The organism is Mesotoga sp. BH458_6_3_2_1 (assembly GCF_003664995.1).
Classification (GTDB): Bacteria; Thermotogota; Thermotogae; order Petrotogales; family Kosmotogaceae; genus Mesotoga.
Map to the genome: position 1 here is coordinate 71,337 of NZ_JFHL01000007.1, position 20,046 is coordinate 91,382.

Here is a 20,046-nt window from a genome sequence, read left to right on the forward strand (position 1 = left end):
TTTGTATTAGGAGTTACTTACGATAAACCCGACAGATTGTTCAAGAGTCCTAGGCCTTCTTCCTATGATTCTTTCCATTTTGGTGGGCCTTACATTCAAATCTCTTCCCCTGAAAGCCTTTGAGTCAGTTATTATAAGTCTGAGATTTATTCCAGTTATCTTTTCTGCCGCGTCTATGATTTCCTTCAAACTGAACGATTTACCCATGCAGAAGTTGATCTCGGTATTGCCAGTCAGACTATCGGCTTGCATCATTTCTACGAGTTTCACAACTCCATCCACGACATCATCTATCCAGATGTAATCGCGTTTCGTTACAAGACTCGATTCCCAGGCTTCGAAGGTTTCTCCGGTGAGTATCGAATGAACTATCTGGCCTACGAGTGTGTTTGTATTTGGAGCTATGATGTTTGTCGGTCTTATTATCACTGTTGTTCTGTCTTTCAATTTTGCTTGAATCAAATTTTCACAGATCAGCTTCGAGAAGCCGTAGAAATTATCCGGCTTCTTTTCGCTTTCTTCGGTTATCACTTCGTCTTGAATGCCAAAGACCGCAATGCTGGAGAAGTATATCAGTCCTTTGCATCGTTCATGCCTGCAGAGATTGTCTATTACACAGTTCGTTGCAAGCACGTTGTTTCTTGATAATGCAGCCGGGTTGTTTGTTTTTTCGCCAGCAACGTGTATTATGAAGTATTCTTCATCTAGTTTCAGGTCGGGATACTCAGGTTCTGCAAGATCGAAGTTTGTGCAGACTAGCTCGAAGCCTTTGGCTTCTAAAGCTTTCTGCAATCTTCCTCCAACCATTCCCTCAGAACCGGTGATAACTACCTTCATTCAAAACATCCTCTACACATTATATATGTCGGGTTTATAGTACTCCATGTGGTTTTTGAGCCAGGCTATCGTTTCTTTCAGGCCTTCCTCGAGGGTGTATCTGGGCTCCCAGCCGGTCAGCTCTCGTGCTTTTGAGCTGTCGCATAGGAGTCTTTCGACCTCGCTTTTTTCAGGCCTTATTCTCTGGTCGTCTATCTCTATTTCGAGCTCTTTGTTCATGAGGTCCGCAATCAGTTCCGCAAGGTCCTTTATGGATATCTCTCTGTTCGAGCCGAGGTTTATCACCTCTCCAGTACTGCTCTCGTGAAGACCCACTTGGCAGAAACCCTCGCAGGTGTTGAGGACGTAGTTCATGTCTCTCGTAGCCTCAAGGTTGCCCAGCTTTATGCTCTTCTGTCCGGCCGACAGTTGAGAGATGATCGTGGGGATCACGGCTCTTGCCGACTGTCTCGGGCCGAAAGTGTTGAAAGGTCGGATGACAGTGACGGGCAGTCCGAATGAGCGTTGAAAGGTCAACGCCAGCTGGTCGGCTCCAGATTTCGTGGCCGCGTAAGGAGACTGCGGATTGACGGGGTGTTTTTCATCTATCGGGACGTACTGAGCTGTGCCGTATATCTCGCTCGTAGATGTATGGATCACTTTCTGTGTTTTAAGCTCTCTTGCAGCCTGAAGTACGTTGTAAGTCCCCTCTACGTTCGTTCTTATATATGCCAGAGGCGAGACGTAAGAGTAAGGAATTCCTATGAGGGCAGCCAGGTGAAACACGACATCGATACCTCTCATCGCGTCTTCGACCGAATCGAAGTCGCGTATGTCTCCAGTGTAGACTTCTATTTTATCTTTGTAGGGCGTCTCTTCGAGCCAGCCCCAGTTGTTTCTTGAGTTGTAGCGAACGAAGGCCTTGACTTCGAAGCCTTTCTGAACAAGATACTCTGTTAGATGAGAGCCTATGAACCCTCCGGCTCCCGTTACGAGCGCCTTCAATTAGTATCCTCTCCGTTTCCTGTCAGTGCCATGTAGTCTTCCATTCTTCCTACATCGTGCCAGCTTCCGTTGTGTACGTGAACTGCTAGTTTCATCCCGTTGTCTTTCATCATTCTCCAGAGAGCTGGCATATCTATATACTGATGCTTTGGTATGTTCTCTCTTATATAGGTTATCACTTTTTGCGAGATGCCGTAGATTCCACCATTTATTATATATTTGAGTTTTGGCTTTTCTTCCCAGTCTATCAGCTCGGGGGATCCGTTCATCTTTAGCACGCCAAAGTCAACGGGTACCTTTCTTTCGATTCCTGTAAGGACTAGATCATACTCCCTCAGGAGATCGTTGATAACCGAATAATCCACATCGCAAATCAGGTCGCCATTTGAGACGATGATCTTGTCATCGAAATCGTCTGGGAGAAGAGCGAGAGAGCCTGCAGTTCCGGTCCGCTCCAGCTCTTCGATATATGTGATGTTTACTCCGTATCTCGAGCCATCGCGGAGAAAGCTCTTAACTATCTCTTTCTTGTAGTTTACTGAAACAAAGATGTCTACTATTCCAAAGTCTTTCATGTGTTCGATTATAAGCTGGATTATCGGCTTGTCTCCCACAGGTAAGAGAGGCTTTGGAATAGCTGCCGTTAGGGGCCTGAGTCGCTTACCCTGTCCGCCAGCCATAATGAAGCCGTACTTGAACACTACTTACCACTCCTGCCAAGTATCCACTGGTATGTGAGGGCAAGTCCTTCTTCGAGACTTACCTTCGGTTCCCAGCCGAGTTCTTTCTTTATCTTGGTAATTTCTGCTACTGCGTAGTCGTAGTCGTATTCTTCACGGAGCTTAGTGGCGTCGAAGAGGACGTCGCATTCGCCTCCGGTAACTTCCTGGGCTTTAGTAATTAGGCTGCTGATTGAGATAGGAATACCCGAGCCTACGTTCCAGATATCTATTCCCTTAGGATTCTTATCAATTAGAAGTGTAAGCAAATCTATGAGATCGGAGATGTAGAAGAAATCACGGACTTTCTCCGAGTCACCGATATTTACCGTACCGGAGCAGGCGATCTTCTCGAGGACTGTCGGAACAACATATGGAGAAAGCTGGTAAGGCCCATATGGATTGAAGAGTCTGAGAATCGTCAAATCAAGGGAGTAACGATTTGCCAGATAAACAAGAATGTCTTCTAGAATAGCGGCCCTTGTTCCAACGAAGTTCTTGGGGCAGACTATGTCCGACTCTTTGAAGCTGCTCTTCTTAGGCGCATATACTCCGTATGAAGAGAGGAAGATGACGGTCTTCAACTTTCCAGATTGTGCCGCCAGATGAAGGACATCACCAAGCGCTCCAACATCTGTGAATTCTCCTATGTATTCAAACCCTATAATGTATGGGATCTCAGGATCAAATGAAGAGTAATTCGAGTGCTTCAGCTGTTCTGTGTATTTGATATTAAATACTCTTTCCAGATGAGGCGTCAGCCATTTCTCTACGTTAGATACTAGAATCTCCTTCACTATTTCGCACCCCTTCGAAAGAGCATGACTTCTGCCGTACGGAGCATAGTTGCGAGATACAGCCTGAAGTCCATGTTCTTAACATAATAAAGATCGTATTCCAATCTCTTCTCGTATTCTTCTTTTGTATCTGCATACTTGTAAAGAACTTGAGCATGCCCGGTAACGCCTGAGGGCACGAGAAAACGACTTCTGTAAAACCTTATCTCTTTACTCCACTGATCATAAAAGACTGGAAGGTCGGGTCTTGGACCCACTAGACTTATATCTCCCTTGATGACATTGAGTAACTGAGGTATCTCGTTTAGTCGGGTCTTTCGTAGTATTCGTCCGCTCTTCGTTATGTGTGCGGTTACAAGAGCTCCGTTCTGCTCAACGTGTTCTTCCATCGTTCTAAACTTGTAGGCATTGAATCTCTTTCCACCCATCGCAATTCTGCGCTGCTTGTAGATGATTGGTCTTCCATCCATGAAAAGAATCAGGAGAATAGAGAACACTGAAAAGGGAAGCGCCAGAATGAAGAGCGCACAAGACAGGATTAGATCGATTACACGAACTCTTCTAGAGTACCTTGATTCCGAAAACATCACTTCGTAGTACTCTTTGAATACATCAAGTACAGAAAGTGGAATTCTAAAGAGGGTCTTCTCTACGATAGACGGCAGGTATTCCACACCTACGCCGTTCGTTCTTGCATCTTCGAGGATATCATCCAATGTGTTAGCCAACTTCGGATCACCTATAAGTATTGCATCAAAAGGCTTGACATCTTCGAAGGATATTGCCTCAGTTAGAGTCGCTGCTGATGGGTTCATGTAGGAGTAGATTTCTATCTTTCCAATCGAGGCCTTTTTGACTTCTTCAAGTATTGGGCCGAGCTCTTCTTCTCTGCCAATGACGAGATATCTTTTCGGGGGAAGATGTCTTATCGTGTATCTCATAAGCATACATGAGGCAAAGGGAAATACTAATGCAGAAACGGCAGCCGTTACGAAAAATGTGAGTCTCGGGAGGCGCGGGGTGAAGAAGACTATCGGGATTAGAGCAAAGAGAACACCTAGAACGGTCCCGGAGATATATGAGACGATACATGAGTTTAGAGAGTAGGTCGTTAAATTATCGAAGCCTCTGAAGGCATATACACCTAACATTATTGCTATATTGAGTATGAGAGCTTGAAAGGCGTATCCTGGAGTCCATACTAGAGTCAGTGATTGAATAAAGAAGAGGGTCACGAAGAGGAAGGTAGCGATAAGGTACTTCAAATTCGCTATTTTTCTTATCATACCTTCTCCCCTCCTTGATCAAAATAATCAATCTAACGACTTAAATAGACACAGAACTGAATAAAAGTAGATTTGGGATCTCTGCTTACACAGCCTTAATTGGTAGTTCGGAAGTCTTTCGTTTCTTCTTACTTATGTTAACATTACTCAATCAATAGTTCAAATTATTCTATTTTCAACCAGCCACAATTATGCTTGTTTATCGTACTGTACGATCGATTATAGAATCTATCCGTGTTTAAGTCAAGATTTTGTCGACAATATGATTGTAAAATTCTCTCAGAACCGGCGTGCGGGGTAAGGGGTAGGGGGTTCGGCAAAAAACTAAAAGAACAATAGACAAGCTTTCAGGCGAAATGTGAGTTATGCTCACAAATAATTGCGTCATCGGCAAGCTGAGAAAACAGAGTGGAAGAAGCCAGTCTCTGCCAGAGGCAGAGGCCAGTCACACTGCGTGTGGCCAGTCTTTGCTTCGCAAAGGCCAGTTCCGCTACGCGGGCAAACAAAGACCTTTGAGAAAGAGCATTGCGGAGAGGTTCGCTGCGCTCACGAGAGAAGAGAGAACTCTTGGGAGCCAGTCTCTGCCAAAGGCAGAGGCCAGTTCCGCTTCGCGGGCAAGATCATAGGATCGAAAGCTCTCAATCAGAACCTAAGTTTCATAGTCATCTCACCCGAGGCAGTCAATGTAACTCATTTCTTCTCATTTCGGATTCGGAAGATTAGACCGCGGATCATTGACTCAATACTCCTAATTTCCTCACTCACATCTTCAAAGTGTTCGTTGCTAAGAAGGCCAACTTCGTTTGCTATTAACACTTGTGTTGAAAGTTCGTATAGTGAACCCTGTGCCAAATGAAGAAAATGAACGAAATCCTTTGCGGTGGATCTTCCCCTACCTTCTGCGATATTTGACGGTATTGACACTGCGGCTCTTCTCATTTGATTAGTTAGTCCGTAGATTTCGCTTTGAGGAAAATCCTTGGTCACAAGGTATATCTTTTTCGCAAGTTCAACAGATTTTCTCCAGACTTCCAGATGGTTAAGGGTCAAGAACGTCGCTCCTTTCTATGTTTAGTTATGGCCAGTCTGCTTGCGCAGGCCAGTCACCTTCGGTGGCCAGTCTTTGCTTCACAAAGGCCAGTTCCGCTACGCGGGCAAACAAAGACCGTTGAGAAAGAGCGTTGTCGAGAGGTTCGCTGCGCTCACGAGAGAAGAGAGAACTTTTCGGAGCCAGTCAGGCTTCGCCTGGCCAGTTCCGACTTCGCCTGGCCAACAAAGATCCGCTCAACGCTGAACGCTTGAAAAAGCAATGTTGAGCCTCACGGGTCTGCTGTCCTCCGAAGAAGCAATGTTTTGTGCTGCCGCCAAGAACCAACAACGAACAAGCAGCAACGGGTTCTATTTACCAGTCGGTGTGCCGGCGTCTTCTGTAGATTGTTTCAAGAACAATGTAGTAAATTGCCGAGAGAAATGTGAAAACATATACTCCGATCACTACTATCCAGTATTGCGGATTGGCTTGAAGGACTTCGCCTTTTGTTAACACGCAGTAACTTGCGTAAACGGATGCTACTAACATGCCTAATGTAAGAACTAGAAGCGCAAGTTTCAAGTTCTTCAATTCCGATCTTCTTGCTGGAATCAATTTCATAACCCTTTCACCCCACGATTGCTTACAAGAACAAGTGATCAAACGTTTTCTTACCTAATGAAATGAATTATAGCAAATGTTGGTCGCGAAACAAAAGTGATATTAGAAGCGTTACATATCTCATCGAAAAACCTCTCAGGTCAACCGTCAACGGTCCACAGTCTTCCGATAAAAGCATATTACATTTGAAAGATCTTCAATGCCAGTCTGCTGACGCAGGCCAGTCAGGCCTCGCCTGGCCAGTCTTTGCTCCGCAAAGGCCAGTTCCGCTTCGTCGGGCAAACAAAGACCATTGAGAAAGAGCGTTGTGGAGAGGTTCGCTGCTCTCACGAGAGAAGATAGAACTTTTGGGAAGCCAGTCTGCTGACGCAGGCCAGTCACCTTCGGTGGCCAGTCGCACTTCGTGCGGCTAGTTCCGTTTACGCCGAGCAAAAAGAACCGCTTGGATAAGAAACGCTGTGCGATGAAGAAGCACGGTGACCGTCAAGGGTCCACCGTCCTCCGATAAGAACTAAAAGCTCCTTCTAGAGTCTCAAGGAACGAGATCCCGTATAAGAGGATTACTGGAAGACAGTGCCTGCACAGAGGTTTTATCACTCCGACCTGGCCGACAAGTCCGTCAAATTCTGGACTGCTCCGACAGTTTTCACTGGGAGATGTTCAAAAAGACTTTTGCTTTTCCAGATATTCTGTATGTTCCGTTTCTTTCAATCAGCAACCCTAATGCAGTAAGTCTTTCGATTGTGGAATAGGAGGTCGTTCTTTTGATTGCATTGCTTTTCAATAGATCGAGTAGTTCTTCTTTATTTCCAGAGAAGTCCGATGCCACTTTCAGTGTTCTTCTCTGAATTTCTGTGAGTGCCAGATCTCCCATGTATTCTCTTACTATCTTCTTTACCGATTCGTTTGCGTCGCTTACAGATATGAACTTCGCACCTGCATTATCGAAAACCACTTTCTGAGCTATCCAGAGTGCATCCCGCGGATTACCGTCAGCGAAGCTAACGATCGGTTCCAGTGATTCCGGTCTGAACCATGAAGTGAGGTTGCCAAGACGCTTAAGAAGCAGCTCCTTTATATCCGAATCCGTCAGCTCACTCAGGAATACTACATCCTTTATCACGTTCTCAAGATTGCCCGATTCGTTCCATTTCATCCTGTCCTGTCTGTAGTCCCTGTAAATACCGTAGGGCAACGAAAACAATACCATCAATTTGTCCTGTTGTAGTTCAAGCTTCAAAGAATCGAGAACACTAATGACATCCTGCTTGCTTTCTTTATCAAGTTCATCTATTACCAGTAGAACCTTGCCGTAGTTCATGACCAGTGTCTCGAGTAGAGTTCGCAGTTTTTCATGAGCGGCAAAAACGTTGAATCTCGGCATTTTCTGCTTCTCAATGCTGACTCCGCCGCTTCCGAAGAGAGAGACTCCCAACGATGCGCCCTTTATAATCGAGACTTGCTCGACGATCCATTCTTCCGTTCCTTTCGCGGTAGCGCTCACTTTGCCGGAAGAGTCCTTTTTGAGCACGTTGGACAGGCTAAAAAGCAGGTCGTAAAGAATCGTTTCCCGATTGTCCCTGTGGATCAACGAAACACTCAGCTTCTTTATATTTCCGGAATCAAGAACGTTCAGCACGGTAGTCTTTCCTATTCCAGTTTCTCCAGAAATGCCAAATATGCCGAAAGGCTGATATTTTATGAGAAGCTCGAGAGATCGAATCTCTTTACGACGGTTGATAAGACTGTGATTTTCTTCACGTTGAAGAGGCCTATCTACCAGTGCCCGTACTATCTTCCCTATGTCCAAGAACAACACCTCCAAAGCGATTATATCACTCCGACCTGGCCGACAAGTCCGTCAAATTCTGGACTGCTCCGACAAAAGCGAGAAGAGCCGTTCTGGAAAGAGACGCGAAAAATGGGACAATAGGAGCGTTTGGGAGCCAGTCTGATGACGCAGGCCAGTGAGGCTGCGCCTGGCCAGTCTTTGCTTCGCAAAGGCAAGTTCCGCTACGCGTGAGATGAGATCCCGTACAGGACAATTACGGGATGACATTGTCAGACGATTATGTGATTCTTTTTGTAGGGGCGAACGGCTGTTCGCCCGTGATTGGATTTCAGTGCAGGCTAAAGGGATGAAATCGCATAGGCTCACTGTATGACTGCCCTTCACGTCATCCTGACAATGCTCCTGGTTAGGATCGAGGTCTCTCGCGAAAAATGGGACATAACGTACAACGGCTTTCAAGAGAACACACACCCCACCGCAAGCGGTCCCCCCCGCTCAAGCGGGGATTTAAGATCAAGAGAATTAGGAGCGGTTATTCGTTAACCGTCAACAGTCCTTCGCGCGAAAAGTGGGACAGACCATAGCAGAAGTCGCAATGCGCCGAAGATCATCGGCGGACGCAAGGCCGGTAGGTTCATCCCGGGACGCAGGGCTGGCAAAGATCATGCCAGGACGCAAGGCCCGCTTCGCGGGGAAAGAGCCGCTTGGAGAAGAAACGCTGATCGTTGCAGGCTTGAAAGAGCACTTTCGGCTGGCTCTTCTCGAGGACGGGGGACCGTTGACGGACAACGTTGTTTTGAACAGCGCTCAGCGGGTTTTCGTTCTTAAGCGCACAGCGGTCCTTTGATTGTAGATCCCGTGCAAAAGCATCACGGGATGACAATGTCAGACGATTATGCGATTTTGTTGTAGGGGCGAACGGCTGTTCGCCCGAAACGGCTTTGCGGTTGACAATTCAAGAGATTCAGTAGTAACCGGCAGGCACATCAGGGCAGGTATATGGGATGATAGCCTTTCTTGTTTCGGGTCATTCTGACGAAACAGGCTGCTAAAATGTCAAATTGCCGATTAAACAATAGTTATAGGCGAGACCATTCGTTCTTGTAATGATGCCTATCGATTCAGGGTTCTAGCTTCTCTATGTATTCTAAGAATGGAGCAAAGCTCTGAGGGCATTTCGAGCGAATGTTTTCCAATGATTCATTTCTGAGTATTTCGGCAGCAGTTGTTACTCCATATCGCTTTTTCGCTCTTCGAAAGAGACTCTGGATGATCTTTTTGGGAGGATTGTTGTCATCCTGTTCTTCCACTTGTCTCTTCCATGTCTTGTGGATGCTTATTCCAAGGTGTTCTTGAAGTTGTTCAAAAGCAGCAAGTAACAAGACCTCAAGATCATGTTTGAAGCAGAACACTTCGAACCTGCTCTTAAAATCTTCTTCATGAACGGATAGCAAAGATCCAAATGAATTCAGAACGGATCCGCGCAATTGCGAGTAATTCGTATGAGGAACCCCAACGTTGTATGGATAGAGGTCAGGCAACAAAACTACCGCGCTTTCCCAGTTGTTCTTCAGGATCCAATATGCTTTTTTCGGATACTTGACCAAAAGCGCCCTCTTGTTGTTCGACATGTTGCCTGACTGGCCAACACTTGCGAATTCTATAGCGATACCTTCTGAGTTCTTCTTATCAATTAAGGGCTTCAATAGTGTCGTCAGAGCGAGTTTATCTGACTCTCCTTCGACATAGACTATCAATTGGTTCATTTTCCTATCATCTCAAACTCCCCAGATCGGTGCATTATCTCTAGCTCCTGATCTCCGAATTCTTTGAGATTGTCGATAAGGGCTTGTGAAGTTGACGGCTTGAATGACTTAATGTCGCCATCTTCCTTCTTCAGAACAAGAATATTCTCAATATCGAACATGGAAAGGAAATATGAGGAGTGAGTAGTGAGCAAAACCTGAGTCTTGTCACTAAGCTTTTTGAATAGTTCAGCCAAAACCGGATACACTCGAGGATGAATTCCTTGATCAGGTTCATCAACAAAGACAAGAGTTGGCGGGAATGGGTGAAGACATATGAGGGTCCAACATAGTATCCTCAGAGTTCCATCAGAAAGATCGGCCAATGTCAGTTCTTCTTTAACGGAGTCCTCTGACCAAAACGCCATAACTTGCCCGGGTGCTCCTCTAGCCTTAACAGTGATGTTTCTGAAACTAGGCAGCATCAGCCCAAGATGAAACTTCAGTCTTTCAAAGATTTCTGGGTACTCTGTTTGTAGATAGAGAAGTACAGCACTCAAGTTGCCAGCGTCCTCATGAAGTGTCGGTTCCTGTTCAATAATGGATGGACGCCTTAGTAGTTCGTTGCTCATTCTGAAGGAGTTGTAGAACCTCCATCTTTGAATGTACTCACGTAGATTATATAGCATAAAGAGTCCAGGATTATACATAGTGCTTATCGCCAGCTGATTTGCTTTCAGAAGCTTAATCTTCTGCTCTTGGAGTTTCTTGAGGCTAGGTTCGTAAATTATTCCTTCACCATTTCTCAACTCCATGTATAGGAAAGGCTGATCGTACTTTGTAGATAGCGGCCTACAAGTTTCGACCCTTTCGTGGTCGACTCGTATTGAACCCATGGGGCCAAGTATGCTGCCGGAATAAATCACATCGGCACTCAAACCTGCATCGATCGACGCTGCCCATTCGATGCGGTCTTCACCTGGAATGTGAAAGATCCTCATTCCCGAAGATCCCTCGATGATTTCTGAGGGTATCTCTTGGTATGCACTATTTCGCAGAAAGCGCAATAATTCCATTAGACTTGATTTTCCGGACGCATTTGCGCCGATCAATACCTCCAGATTGGAAAGTCCCACTCGGAAATCTCTAAATGGTCTATATCCAGCTATTCTTATTTCTTTCAGTCTGAACTTGTCAAAGTCAATCTGTGCCATATACATCACCACACTATGAGTTCCCTTTCATCTAAATTATACATAAAAGAAGGGGGATTAGGTGTGCCGAAGAGCATCGGCGGACGCAAGGCCGGCAAAGATCGTGCCGGGACGCAATGCACTGAGAACCATCAGTGGACGCAAGGCCGGGAAGTTCATCCCGGGACGCAGGGCTGGCGAAGATCATGCCAGGACGCAAGGCCCGCTTCGCGGGGAAAGACCTTCAGTGCCAGTCTGCTGACGCAGGCGAAGGTTGACTGACTACCGAAGGTGACTGGCTTTTCTCTCACCTTCTCGAGAGCGTAGCGAGTGTCTCAAGAAATGTTCTTTCTCGATTGATGTTGACGATGATCAGTAAAAGCTACTAGCTTTCTAGCTCACGTAGCATTTGTTATATAATTTATGTGATGGCTGATAGCGTGAGGCGGTTTAGATGAAGATAAAGAAAATCTATATAAGAGATTTCCGAGGGATTGAAGAACTTGAGGTTGATCTCGTTCATCCATCTGGAAATGTTCTTGATTTAGCTGTTTTTGCTGGCCCTAATGGCTCTGGAAAAACGAGTGTTTTAGAAGCCTGCCTTATCTCTCTGGGGAGAAACGATCTAATTGGGGATAGACCCGATAATGATGTCAGATCAGGAGCAACGAATTTCGAGATTTGTCTGCAGATGAACTCAGGTGAAGAGATTGTCGCTTCTTCAAAGACAAGAGAAAAACAGATATCTCGCGCTCTTCAGGGTATTGGTGTTGAGTATTTTTCTTCGTGGCGTGAGCCCAAGTTGATCGGCAGTCTTCCAATCACTGCGGGAAAGAAGGGAAAACGTCCAAAAGAAACTGAGCAGAATCGCCTCTGGTTAATTAAGCAGCATCTTATAAACTTGAGAGCTAGAAGGGCTTTTGAATCTCAGCAAATCTTTCTGGAGATTGAACCCGAGGTCTTTAAACTGATAAATGACAGTTGGAGGCAATTCTATCCGGGAAGCAACAACTGTTTCGAAGTAAGGCCAATCAGCGAATCGATAGATGAAGGCTTCGATCTATTCATAAGGGATATCCCTACCAGCCAGCTGATTCCTGTTGACGCTCTCAGTTCAGGTGAGATCGAAGTATTGACTATGATAGGGTGGTTTGCGACACGAAAAACGAATCCGCAGTTTCTGTTCATTGATGAGCCGGAATTACATCTTCATTCGACCTGGCATCGAGTGGTGTTAAGGGTGTTGAGAAAACTTTTGCCAAATACCCAGATTATTTGTGCCACTCATTCCAAAGAGGTTCTTGATTCGGTGTTGAGCTATCAGCGCTTCACATTGTTACCACCGGACGATCCAAGAATTAAACTGAAAGGGAAGGATTATTTGAAGTGAGAACTGTTTCAACTGAACTCGAGTCATTGTTGTTGACCGCACCTGTTATTCTTCTTGTCGAGGACGTTCTAACGAAGGAATATTTGATACGGATCTGGCAACCAGATGACAAGTACTTCAATATCCTTGTTGCTTATGGAAGAGAATCTGTTAGAGCTGTTACTCATGATCTTAGGACTGCAGGCTTTAGAAATGTATTTGGCGTTATCGATCGTGATTTTGGAACGAGCAATTGTGATAGGTGGACCCAAGTATTGTCTAATGAAGCAGTATTTATCTTACCAGTTTTTGAAATAGAGAACTATCTCCTTGATTGGAACGCTTTGAATCATGTGTCAAATGACTTCTCTCACAAGAGAAACACAGATGTAATTTGCAAAAGAGCGCTCAGATTTGCCAAACAACTTCTCTGGTGGTTCTCTTGCTGCAGGACGATATCAACAATTAGAGGCCATTTGGTAGCTGACTTCCCGTCGTTTCCGGGGCTTGACATAAGATCTAGAAGGGCGGTTCTTGAGTTTATTGAGAATCAGAAATGGTTCAGGGAAATCGAGAGCAGAGTTCACACTCTCATAGACAGAGAGAAGATCCGAGAGCTGATCGATAACAGCATTGAATTGACCAAAGGTTATCTGGAGAGCGGTACTTGGAAGGCTGAGTTCTCAGGAAAGGAGATCTTCAGAATGCTCAGGGGATATCTTGTCAATGGTAAGTACGCATCCCCTGAAGAAATGGATCTCGACTTGGCCAAGAAAATTGGAGATTATCAGTATGAGCAATCTTCTGCCCCGAAAAAGCTTCTCGCGCTCAAGCGGCTCATTTTGCAGGAAGCTCTTGCTGATTCACCATCAACGATCCAAGAAGAGCAATTGTAGAAGCAAGTTGCAAGTCATAAGAGTAGAACAAGCGGGGAGAAGCTCTCAAGACCTAGATGCTGAAACGAGTTCAGCATGACGCGAATAGCAGGGTATCGATTACAGGGTATGGGGTGTCGAGAAGAAAAGCATTTCACCGTCTTTGTATCTTCAGGTAATAATGCTGACTCAGTTATCCAGGTAGTGCCTTCAGGAGGTCCCACACACTGTCATCCCGAACTTGTTTCGGGATCTATTCTTTGAAGGCATCTACGATGATGAATCCTTGAATTTGCAAAGTAAGTGAGGAAAGAACAGGATGCTGAAACGAGTTCATGATGAATTATTACGCTTTCAGAATCAGCAAACGCTGTCATACCAATCATGACTTTTTGGAAGTCCCTCTCATTGTCATCCCGAACTTGTTTCGGGATCTATTCTTTGCGAAAAGCGGGACATTAGAAGACTTGTCAGTCCCTATTTTCGCTTACAGCGCTCCGCGGTTTCAAAGTGCAAGATCCCGTATAGGAGCACTACGGGATGACAATGTCAGACGATTATGAGATTCTTTTGTAGGGGCGAACGGCTGTTCGCCCGTGAGTAGATTTCGGTGCAGGCTAAAGGGATGACCAAAGAGGCGCTCATCAGAATAAGCTTAAGTGATTACATCCCTTCACGTCATCCTGACAATGCTCCTGGTCAGGATCACGGTCCTTCGCGAAAGGTGGAATAGACCATAGGAGCCGGTCAGTTCTCTTTTTCGTTTAGTTATTCAGATGAGGAATCTATGGGCTAATTCGGAGGACGGACAAGGTTGTCTTCCCAGCGACCAGCGAAAGGCGGCTCTTTGTGGGTATATTAATCTGAGGACTTGTCAGTCGCTCTTTTTAACTCTTCACAATCAACTTCGAATGCATTTGTTAGCTCCTACCCAAAACTTACTACGCGCAACAGTCAACTCACTAGGGCTCTTGAAGGTTTCTCGCCTTTTCCTAAAGCGTATGCTAAAATTGTTCTGATATCAGAACTGGTTCTGAGGTCAGAACTGGAGGTGCAATACTATGTTGCTCGATCCAAAACCAAAGAGCAAGGAAGCCGATCTTTTCTCGAGAGGCGAAGAACTCAAAGAGCTCCTGTCATCATTGAGAGACAATCCGATCACACTGATCACAGGTATAAGGAGAGTTGGAAAGTCTTCCTTAATGCGAGTTGCCATTGCAGAAACGGAGCAAGATTCAATAATGATAGACGTCAGAAGAATCTACTCGGATTCTTCCGGTTCAATGGGCAGGGCGGATCTTTCATATGCTATACAGGGAGAGCTCGAGAAGAAACTCAAGAAAGAGAGAATAAAGGCTCTGTTGAGCAAGGTGAAGGGAGTTTCATTTATGGGCAACTCTGTAACCTTCGACTGGAATGATATAACTCTTAGCTCGATTCTAGAGAAGCTGAACGATCATCCAAAGCCGTTTATTATTGCCTTTGATGAGGCTCAGTACTTTCGGTATTATGGGGGCAAAGGCGGCAAGAGCATACAGAATCTAATTGCCTGGGCTTTCGATAATCTCCAAAACATTAGGTTTCTGCTTACTGGTTCGGAAGTTGGTCTAATTCACGATTTCATTGGAACGAACGATTATGAAAGTCCGTTGCACGGGAGATATATGTACGAAATAGTTCTCAAGCCTTTCTCAAAAGACATTTCTATAGAGTTTTTGAAAGCCGCATTCGCAGAGAGCGACATGCAAATTCCAGCTGAAGAAATAACTGCAGCGCAGAACCTTCTTGACGGGATAGTGGGACATCTTGTCCAGTACGGTCTTAATCGACTCAGAAGAAGCCACGATGAGGCTCTATCTGAAACCTTCGCAACAGCCAAGATGCTTTTTATCAGTGAGCTCAAAGAGCTTGAGAAGCGGAGTCCAAGATACAGAAAGGTGCTAGAGTTTATTGCATCCGGTGCCACGACCTTCACTGCAATACTACGGTCCTTTCAAGCCAGCGGTGATGCCGCTTCTAAATCGAGAGTTGCAGATGCTCTACGAATACTTGAGAGATCCAGCTGGATAAATAAAGAGCATGGGAGATATTCGATCGTTGATTGCGTGCTTGCAGAGTTAATAAAGAATGGCGGGTTCTAAGAGAAACATTCGCGAAGAAGATTGGGACTCCATTCTTTGCAAGAAGACCGGTCCGGCATCCCTGGTACAAGATCGGTGATCTTTTTTTGAAAAATCAATTGAAAGACCCAATGCGGCGAAGATACTTTTCAGAAGTGATGCTGCTGCGCAGGAAGCCTGTCAGGTCAACCGTCTATGGTTCTCCGTTCGCCGAAAAGAACGAGAACTAAACCCAATTCTAGAGTCTTGAGGATCGAGATCCCGTATAAGAGGATTACTGGAAGACAGTGCCTGCACAGAGATTTTATCACTCCGACCTGGCCGACAAGTCCGTCAAATTCTGGACTGCTCCGACAAAAGCGAGAAGAGCTGTCCTTGGAAGAGACGCGAAAAATGGGACAGACGCTAGGAGCCCGTCAGTCCCTATTTTCGCTTACGGTGTTCAGCTTGCAGCGAAAAGCGTCTCCTAGGGGAGAGATCGCCACAGGATCACTACGGGATGACAATGGCAGACGATTATGCGATTCTATTGTAGGGGCGAACGGCTGTTCGCCCGTGATTGGATTTCAGGGCAGGCTCTACGGGATGACTCCTCTTCACGTCATCCTGACAATGCTCCTGGTCAGGATCCCTGTTTCTCGCGAAAAATGGGACAGACGCTAAGATCCCGTCAGTCACTATTTTCGGTTACAGCGATCAGCAGGTACTTGATTCTAAGTCTACAGCGGCTCCTAGAGATAAGATCCCGTGCAGAAGCATCACGGGATGACAAACTGAGTCGATATCGAGACAGACGCTATGGGATGACAGTAACGTGAAATTGGAGGATGACAGCCCTGCCCGTCATCCTGACAATGCTTCTGGTCAGGATCTGGTCTTTTGGGTTTTACGAAGCATGCACGAGAAAAACGGGACATAACGTACAACGGCTTTCAAGAGAACACACACCCCACCGCAAGCGGTCCCCCCCGCTCAAGCGGGGATTTAAGATCAAGAGAATTAAGAGCGGTTATTTGTTAACCGTCAACAGTCCTTCGTGAAAAGTGGGACAGACATGCGAAAAGCGAGAAGAGGAGAGAGGAAGAGAGAGAAGAGAGAGAAGAGAGACGCCTTCTCGTGAGCGTAGCGAACGTCTCGACAGTGCTCTTTCTCGCGGTGTCTTATCTGTGAACGAGCCTAGCTGTTCTTTAACAGTCAATTGTGCCCCTTCTCATTAATGGATGATAAGATTGTTCTTATTAGGGATTCTTGAGGTGATGTATGGATAGAGAGACTGTGAAGCTGACGCTTTTGGCTGAGGCGCTTGAGATGAACTGGAATTCTTACACTGTTTACGAACCGCTCGCCGAGCTAGAGTCCTTTTTAGACAGAAGTACGGCCGTGAAGTTGGCCGAGGCTTTGAAGAGTGGGTTTATATTAGAAGAGTCTGTTGAAGAGATTATGGGTGACGGCTTCTTCAGAGGTTATCTTGCCGGACTTATGCTCCACGACGACTCAATTTCTCTCCAAAAGAGAGAGGAGATAGCGAGGATTCTTGAGGATAATCTTCTTTCGGTTTTGAAGAGCGCAGACGAGTCGTTGCCAAGTGTTGACAAGTTTTATGGAAAAGCTGGAGACTACGATAAGAGATTCTTTCCTCTTTTCGAGGATAAGGATAAGCAGAGGTCGAAATCAAGTCTTAGGGAAAACCTTAGTCTTTTCTGGTATTACAGCAAAGACAGCTACTATATCCCTCTGATCCTTTGGGGAAATGAACTGGCCTCTTTTCTTTCCGAGAATGTAGATAAGCAGGGGCTTAAAGGTGAAACTGCCGAGAAGCTAAAGAAGATCATGGTTTCAGCTGAAGCCTCTTATCCGATGAGCGAGGCTGTTCGGTCGCTCGTGGGTTTTCAGGTTCCTGAAGCCGAAAGCGATACTTCTTCACAGCTTCCAATGCTTTCGCTGATTATGAACAAGAATGTAGGAGCGGAGGAAATCGCGGAGCTGATTGAGAGCATTACTCAGTATTCAGTCGTGAACTTGTTGTATGCTCCTGTTGCCATGACCAGAAGCGACATTGCCGAAGAGAGGGAACGGGCAAGAGAAATCGTCTTTCGAGTCTTTGATTCGCTTGACAATTCGATTCTAGCTTTTGTTTTGAACGGCGGGGACGAGTTGACAATAAACGGCTCTCTTTACCAGATAGTCTTGCAATATGATTTTCCGAAGCTTTTCGATAGATTGACGTCTCTTATGGAGATGCTAAACGCAGAGTTTGCAGACGCAGCGCTGTTGGCTGTTGCAAGTGCGCTTATAGATAAGGAGGAGACGAAAGAAAACGTCGAGAGTTTTATTGAGTATTTGAAGGCTTTCAGGTATTCCTTCGGACTGGTGACGGCAGGCTTTCTGCTTTCAAGTAAGTACGAACTGGAAGACAATTCCTTCGCAACTGAGATAATGCGTGATGGCAAGGTTGAAGAATCAGATTATGACTTTCTTTTAGGACTTGCTAGAGACTTTCTTGACGATCTTGAATTGGCCTATCAGGAGATGATAACCGACTACGATCATATGGGCGATCTAGAAGACGTTTTCGAAGAGCTGGAAGAGATTGCGGAGCCTTTCTTCGCTTCAGCCGACGACTCGGAGGAAGTGGAGTATTCTCGAGCGCCAATGTACACGCTGATAAACGCGGTGATGCGAAACAACGATCTTGATGATGCAATCGAGGCGATTGCGGCGTATTGCGACAGGTACATCTTCAATTTCGAATTCATGAATACTCTTCTATATATGCCCACACAAAATATGGATGCAGTTATGCAGCATCTTCTCTTCTCGGGAGAAATGGCCGTGGATTTCATCGATGACGTTGCCGACCGAGAGGATGAGGCTTACTTAATGAGTAAAGAGGAGAGTCCTTCCAACAGGGAGTATTTGAACCTTATAGAGAAGTATGTCGAAAAGCTGATCGACGACAAGAACTACAGGAAGGCATCAAGGGTTATAGAGGCGATCGATCCATATGTAAATCCCGAAGATCTCGATAACCTTTTCACCAGTATGACAATCGTTCGCTGGAGGACTAAAGACTTCGAGAACCTGAGAATAATGCTCGAAGCGATAGACGAGGAAGACGATCCCAAAGCGATAGTCGTAAAGGCCCTCATGAATTACTCCGACAAAGAATTAGACGCGGCGGAAGGAATAATGATCGGTATTCTTCAGGAGCTGCCAGATTTCATTCAGTATCTTCTCGAAAATGACGAACCGGATGAAGAGGATTTCGACAGGGCTGACGATGGCGATGTCACGTACCAGAAGAAGATCGACGCTAAGCTCTTAGCAGAAGAGTTCAGAGAAGACTGGTTCAAGCTCAAGGGCGGCAAGGACTGGCTCAAGAAAGTCCAGAGGGTCTTTGATGAAGTGAGCTAGCTCCTGATAGACACTCAGGCGGAAGTGAGGCCCTTATAAAACACTAGACGCAAGGCCGGCAAAGATCGTGCCGGGACGCAATGCACTGAGAAGCATCAGTGGACGCAGGGCTGGCCAAGATCATGCCAGGACGCAAGGCCCGCTTCGCGGGGAAAGAGCCACGTCTAGGAACGGGTTATGAAATTCGGGTTACTAGGAGCGGGTCATCAGAACCGGGTTTTGAAGAGCGAGATCCCGTATAGGAGGATTACTGGAAGACAGTCCCTTCACAGAGATTTTATCACTCCGACCTGGCCGACAAGTCCGTCAAATTCTGGACTGCTCCGACAAAAGCGAGAAGAGCCGTCCTTGGAAGAGACGCGAAAAATGGGACAGACGTCAGGAGCCCGCCAGTCCCCTATTCGAAATCCTACGGGATGACAAGTTCAGACGATTATGCGATTCTTTTTGTAGGGGCGAACGGCTGTTCGCCCGTGAGTGGATTTCGCTGCAGGCTAAAGGGATGAAATCGCACAGGCTCACCGTATGACTGCCCTTCACGTCATCCTGACAATGCTCTTGGTCAGGATCTGGTCTTTTGGGTTTTACGAAGCACGCGTAAAACGGGACAGACCATAGCAAAAGTCGCAAGGCGCCGAAAAGCATCGGCGATCAATTAAGAAGCGATGCTGCTGAGCAAGAAGCATCTCAGGTCAACCGTCATCGGTTCTCCGTCCTCAGACAAGAATTGCTAGACGCAAGGCGCCGAAAAGCATCGGCGATCAATCAAGAAGTGATGCCCTTATAAAACATTAGACGCTTTGCCGGCAGAGATCGTGCCGGGACGCAATGCACTGAGGAACATCAGTGGACGCAGGGCTGGCGAAGACCACGCCAGGTCGCAATGCCCGCTTCGCGGGGATGAAGAATCATCAATTACAGAATGCAAATAAGCCTCTTGAAGACCTAAGACTACAGATGCTATATCATCCTCAGCTTATTATAAGGAGGATAGATGATGGACATTGAGAATCTTCAAATCTGGAAGCTTGTAACAAACGGTGAACTTCCTTTCAAGATAGAGCCCCTAAGATAATGGAGGTATTGACATGAGTATTGGAGTAAAGTCGATAAAGAGCTGTAAACCATATCAGTTAATACTTGAGTTCAGCAACGGGGAAGAGAGAGCGATAGATCTTGAGGGAATATTGAACAAGGGAAAGTTCTCGGAGCTAAGAGACCCGAAAGTCTTCTGCTCGGCTTGTATCCTAAGTTCCCGAAAAGT

15 protein-coding genes are annotated in these 20,046 nt (G+C 45.9%); 4 read left to right on the forward strand and 11 right to left on the reverse strand.

Annotation, left to right across the window (positions count from 1 at the left end; translation table 11 throughout):
* Positions 1-6 precede the first annotated feature (6 nt).
* From Y697_RS05470 to Y697_RS05525, 11 genes are all read right to left on the reverse strand, one after another.
* Positions 7-837: an NAD(P)-dependent oxidoreductase gene (locus Y697_RS05470; protein WP_121550670.1), complete on the reverse strand. Its 831-nt coding sequence runs from the start codon at positions 835-837 to the stop codon at positions 7-9.
* Between the two features lie 12 nt (positions 838-849).
* Positions 850-1,821, reverse strand: a complete 972-nt coding sequence (locus Y697_RS05475) for an NAD-dependent 4,6-dehydratase LegB (protein WP_121550671.1) — start codon at positions 1,819-1,821, stop codon at positions 850-852.
* Complete coding sequence (locus Y697_RS05480) at positions 1,818-2,522, reverse strand: sugar phosphate nucleotidyltransferase (protein ID WP_121550672.1); 705 nt, start codon at positions 2,520-2,522, stop codon at positions 1,818-1,820. Before Y697_RS05480 ends, Y697_RS05475 begins: the two co-directional genes overlap by 4 nt.
* On the reverse strand, positions 2,522-3,337 hold the full coding sequence (locus Y697_RS05485; protein WP_183083723.1) for a GDP-mannose 4,6-dehydratase: 816 nt from the start codon (positions 3,335-3,337) through the stop codon (positions 2,522-2,524). Before Y697_RS05485 ends, Y697_RS05480 begins: the two co-directional genes overlap by 1 nt.
* Positions 3,337-4,623, reverse strand: a complete 1,287-nt coding sequence (locus Y697_RS05490) for a sugar transferase (RefSeq protein WP_121550674.1) — start codon at positions 4,621-4,623, stop codon at positions 3,337-3,339. The genes Y697_RS05485 and Y697_RS05490 overlap by 1 nt, the downstream gene beginning before the upstream one ends.
* Positions 4,624-5,313: 690 nt before the next feature.
* Positions 5,314-5,673, reverse strand: coding sequence for a four helix bundle protein (locus tag Y697_RS14825; RefSeq protein WP_220665726.1), 360 nt, complete (start codon positions 5,671-5,673; stop codon positions 5,314-5,316).
* 352 nt (positions 5,674-6,025) lie between these two features.
* Positions 6,026-6,274 carry a hypothetical protein gene (locus Y697_RS05500; protein ID WP_259462333.1) on the reverse strand — a complete coding sequence of 83 codons (249 nt, stop codon included), beginning with the start codon at positions 6,272-6,274 and terminating at the stop codon, positions 6,026-6,028.
* A gap of 147 nt (positions 6,275-6,421) precedes the next feature.
* Positions 6,422-6,604 carry a hypothetical protein gene (locus Y697_RS14590; RefSeq protein ID WP_183083724.1) on the reverse strand — a complete coding sequence of 61 codons (183 nt, stop codon included), beginning with the start codon at positions 6,602-6,604 and terminating at the stop codon, positions 6,422-6,424.
* Between the two features lie 316 nt (positions 6,605-6,920).
* The gene (locus Y697_RS05510) at positions 6,921-8,084 is read right to left on the reverse strand and encodes a P-loop NTPase fold protein (RefSeq protein ID WP_121526529.1); all 1,164 of its coding nucleotides are present in this window, start codon (positions 8,082-8,084) and stop codon (positions 6,921-6,923) included.
* 1,103 nt (positions 8,085-9,187) lie between these two features.
* Positions 9,188-9,832: a DUF4276 family protein gene (locus Y697_RS05520; protein ID WP_121550678.1), complete on the reverse strand. Its 645-nt coding sequence runs from the start codon at positions 9,830-9,832 to the stop codon at positions 9,188-9,190.
* Positions 9,829-11,025, reverse strand: coding sequence for an AAA family ATPase (locus Y697_RS05525; protein WP_183083725.1), 1,197 nt, complete (start codon positions 11,023-11,025; stop codon positions 9,829-9,831). Before Y697_RS05525 ends, Y697_RS05520 begins: the two co-directional genes overlap by 4 nt.
* Positions 11,026-11,458: 433 nt before the next feature.
* On the opposite strand from Y697_RS05525, the gene Y697_RS05535 reads away from it, so the two are divergent.
* The 4 genes from Y697_RS05535 (at position 11,459) to Y697_RS05560 (ending at position 18,782) form a co-directional block, all read left to right on the forward strand.
* Positions 11,459-12,394: an AAA family ATPase gene (locus Y697_RS05535; RefSeq protein ID WP_121550681.1), complete on the forward strand. Its 936-nt coding sequence runs from the start codon at positions 11,459-11,461 to the stop codon at positions 12,392-12,394.
* Entirely contained in the window at positions 12,391-13,269 is an 879-nt protein-coding gene (locus Y697_RS05540) for a DUF4435 domain-containing protein (protein WP_121550682.1), read from the forward strand. Before Y697_RS05535 ends, Y697_RS05540 begins: the two co-directional genes overlap by 4 nt.
* A 1,040-nt stretch (positions 13,270-14,309) precedes the next feature.
* Positions 14,310-15,389, forward strand: coding sequence for an ATP-binding protein (locus Y697_RS05545; protein ID WP_121550683.1), 1,080 nt, complete (start codon positions 14,310-14,312; stop codon positions 15,387-15,389).
* 1,239 nt (positions 15,390-16,628) lie between these two features.
* Positions 16,629-18,782 carry a hypothetical protein gene (locus tag Y697_RS05560; RefSeq protein WP_121550686.1) on the forward strand — a complete coding sequence of 718 codons (2,154 nt, stop codon included), beginning with the start codon at positions 16,629-16,631 and terminating at the stop codon, positions 18,780-18,782.
* Positions 18,783-20,046 lie beyond the last annotated feature (1,264 nt).

Bases quoted from the DNA above. Each gene is read 5' to 3' on its own strand.
- Y697_RS05560 (WP_121550686.1), top strand. From the start codon at position 16,629: ATGGATAGAGAGACTGTGAAGCTGACGCTTTTGGCTGAGGCGCTTGAG.
- Y697_RS05520 (WP_121550678.1), bottom strand. From the start codon at position 9,832: ATGAACCAATTGATAGTCTATGTCGAAGGAGAGTCAGATAAACTCGCT.
- Y697_RS05525 (WP_183083725.1), bottom strand. From the start codon at position 11,025: ATGGCACAGATTGACTTTGACAAGTTCAGACTGAAAGAAATAAGAATA.
- Y697_RS05535 (WP_121550681.1), top strand. From the start codon at position 11,459: ATGAAGATAAAGAAAATCTATATAAGAGATTTCCGAGGGATTGAAGAA.
- Y697_RS05545 (WP_121550683.1), top strand. From the start codon at position 14,310: ATGTTGCTCGATCCAAAACCAAAGAGCAAGGAAGCCGATCTTTTCTCG.
- Y697_RS05500 (WP_259462333.1), bottom strand. From the start codon at position 6,274: ATGAAATTGATTCCAGCAAGAAGATCGGAATTGAAGAACTTGAAACTT.
- Y697_RS05490 (WP_121550674.1), bottom strand. From the start codon at position 4,623: ATGATAAGAAAAATAGCGAATTTGAAGTACCTTATCGCTACCTTCCTC.
- Y697_RS05470 (WP_121550670.1), bottom strand. From the start codon at position 837: ATGAAGGTAGTTATCACCGGTTCTGAGGGAATGGTTGGAGGAAGATTG.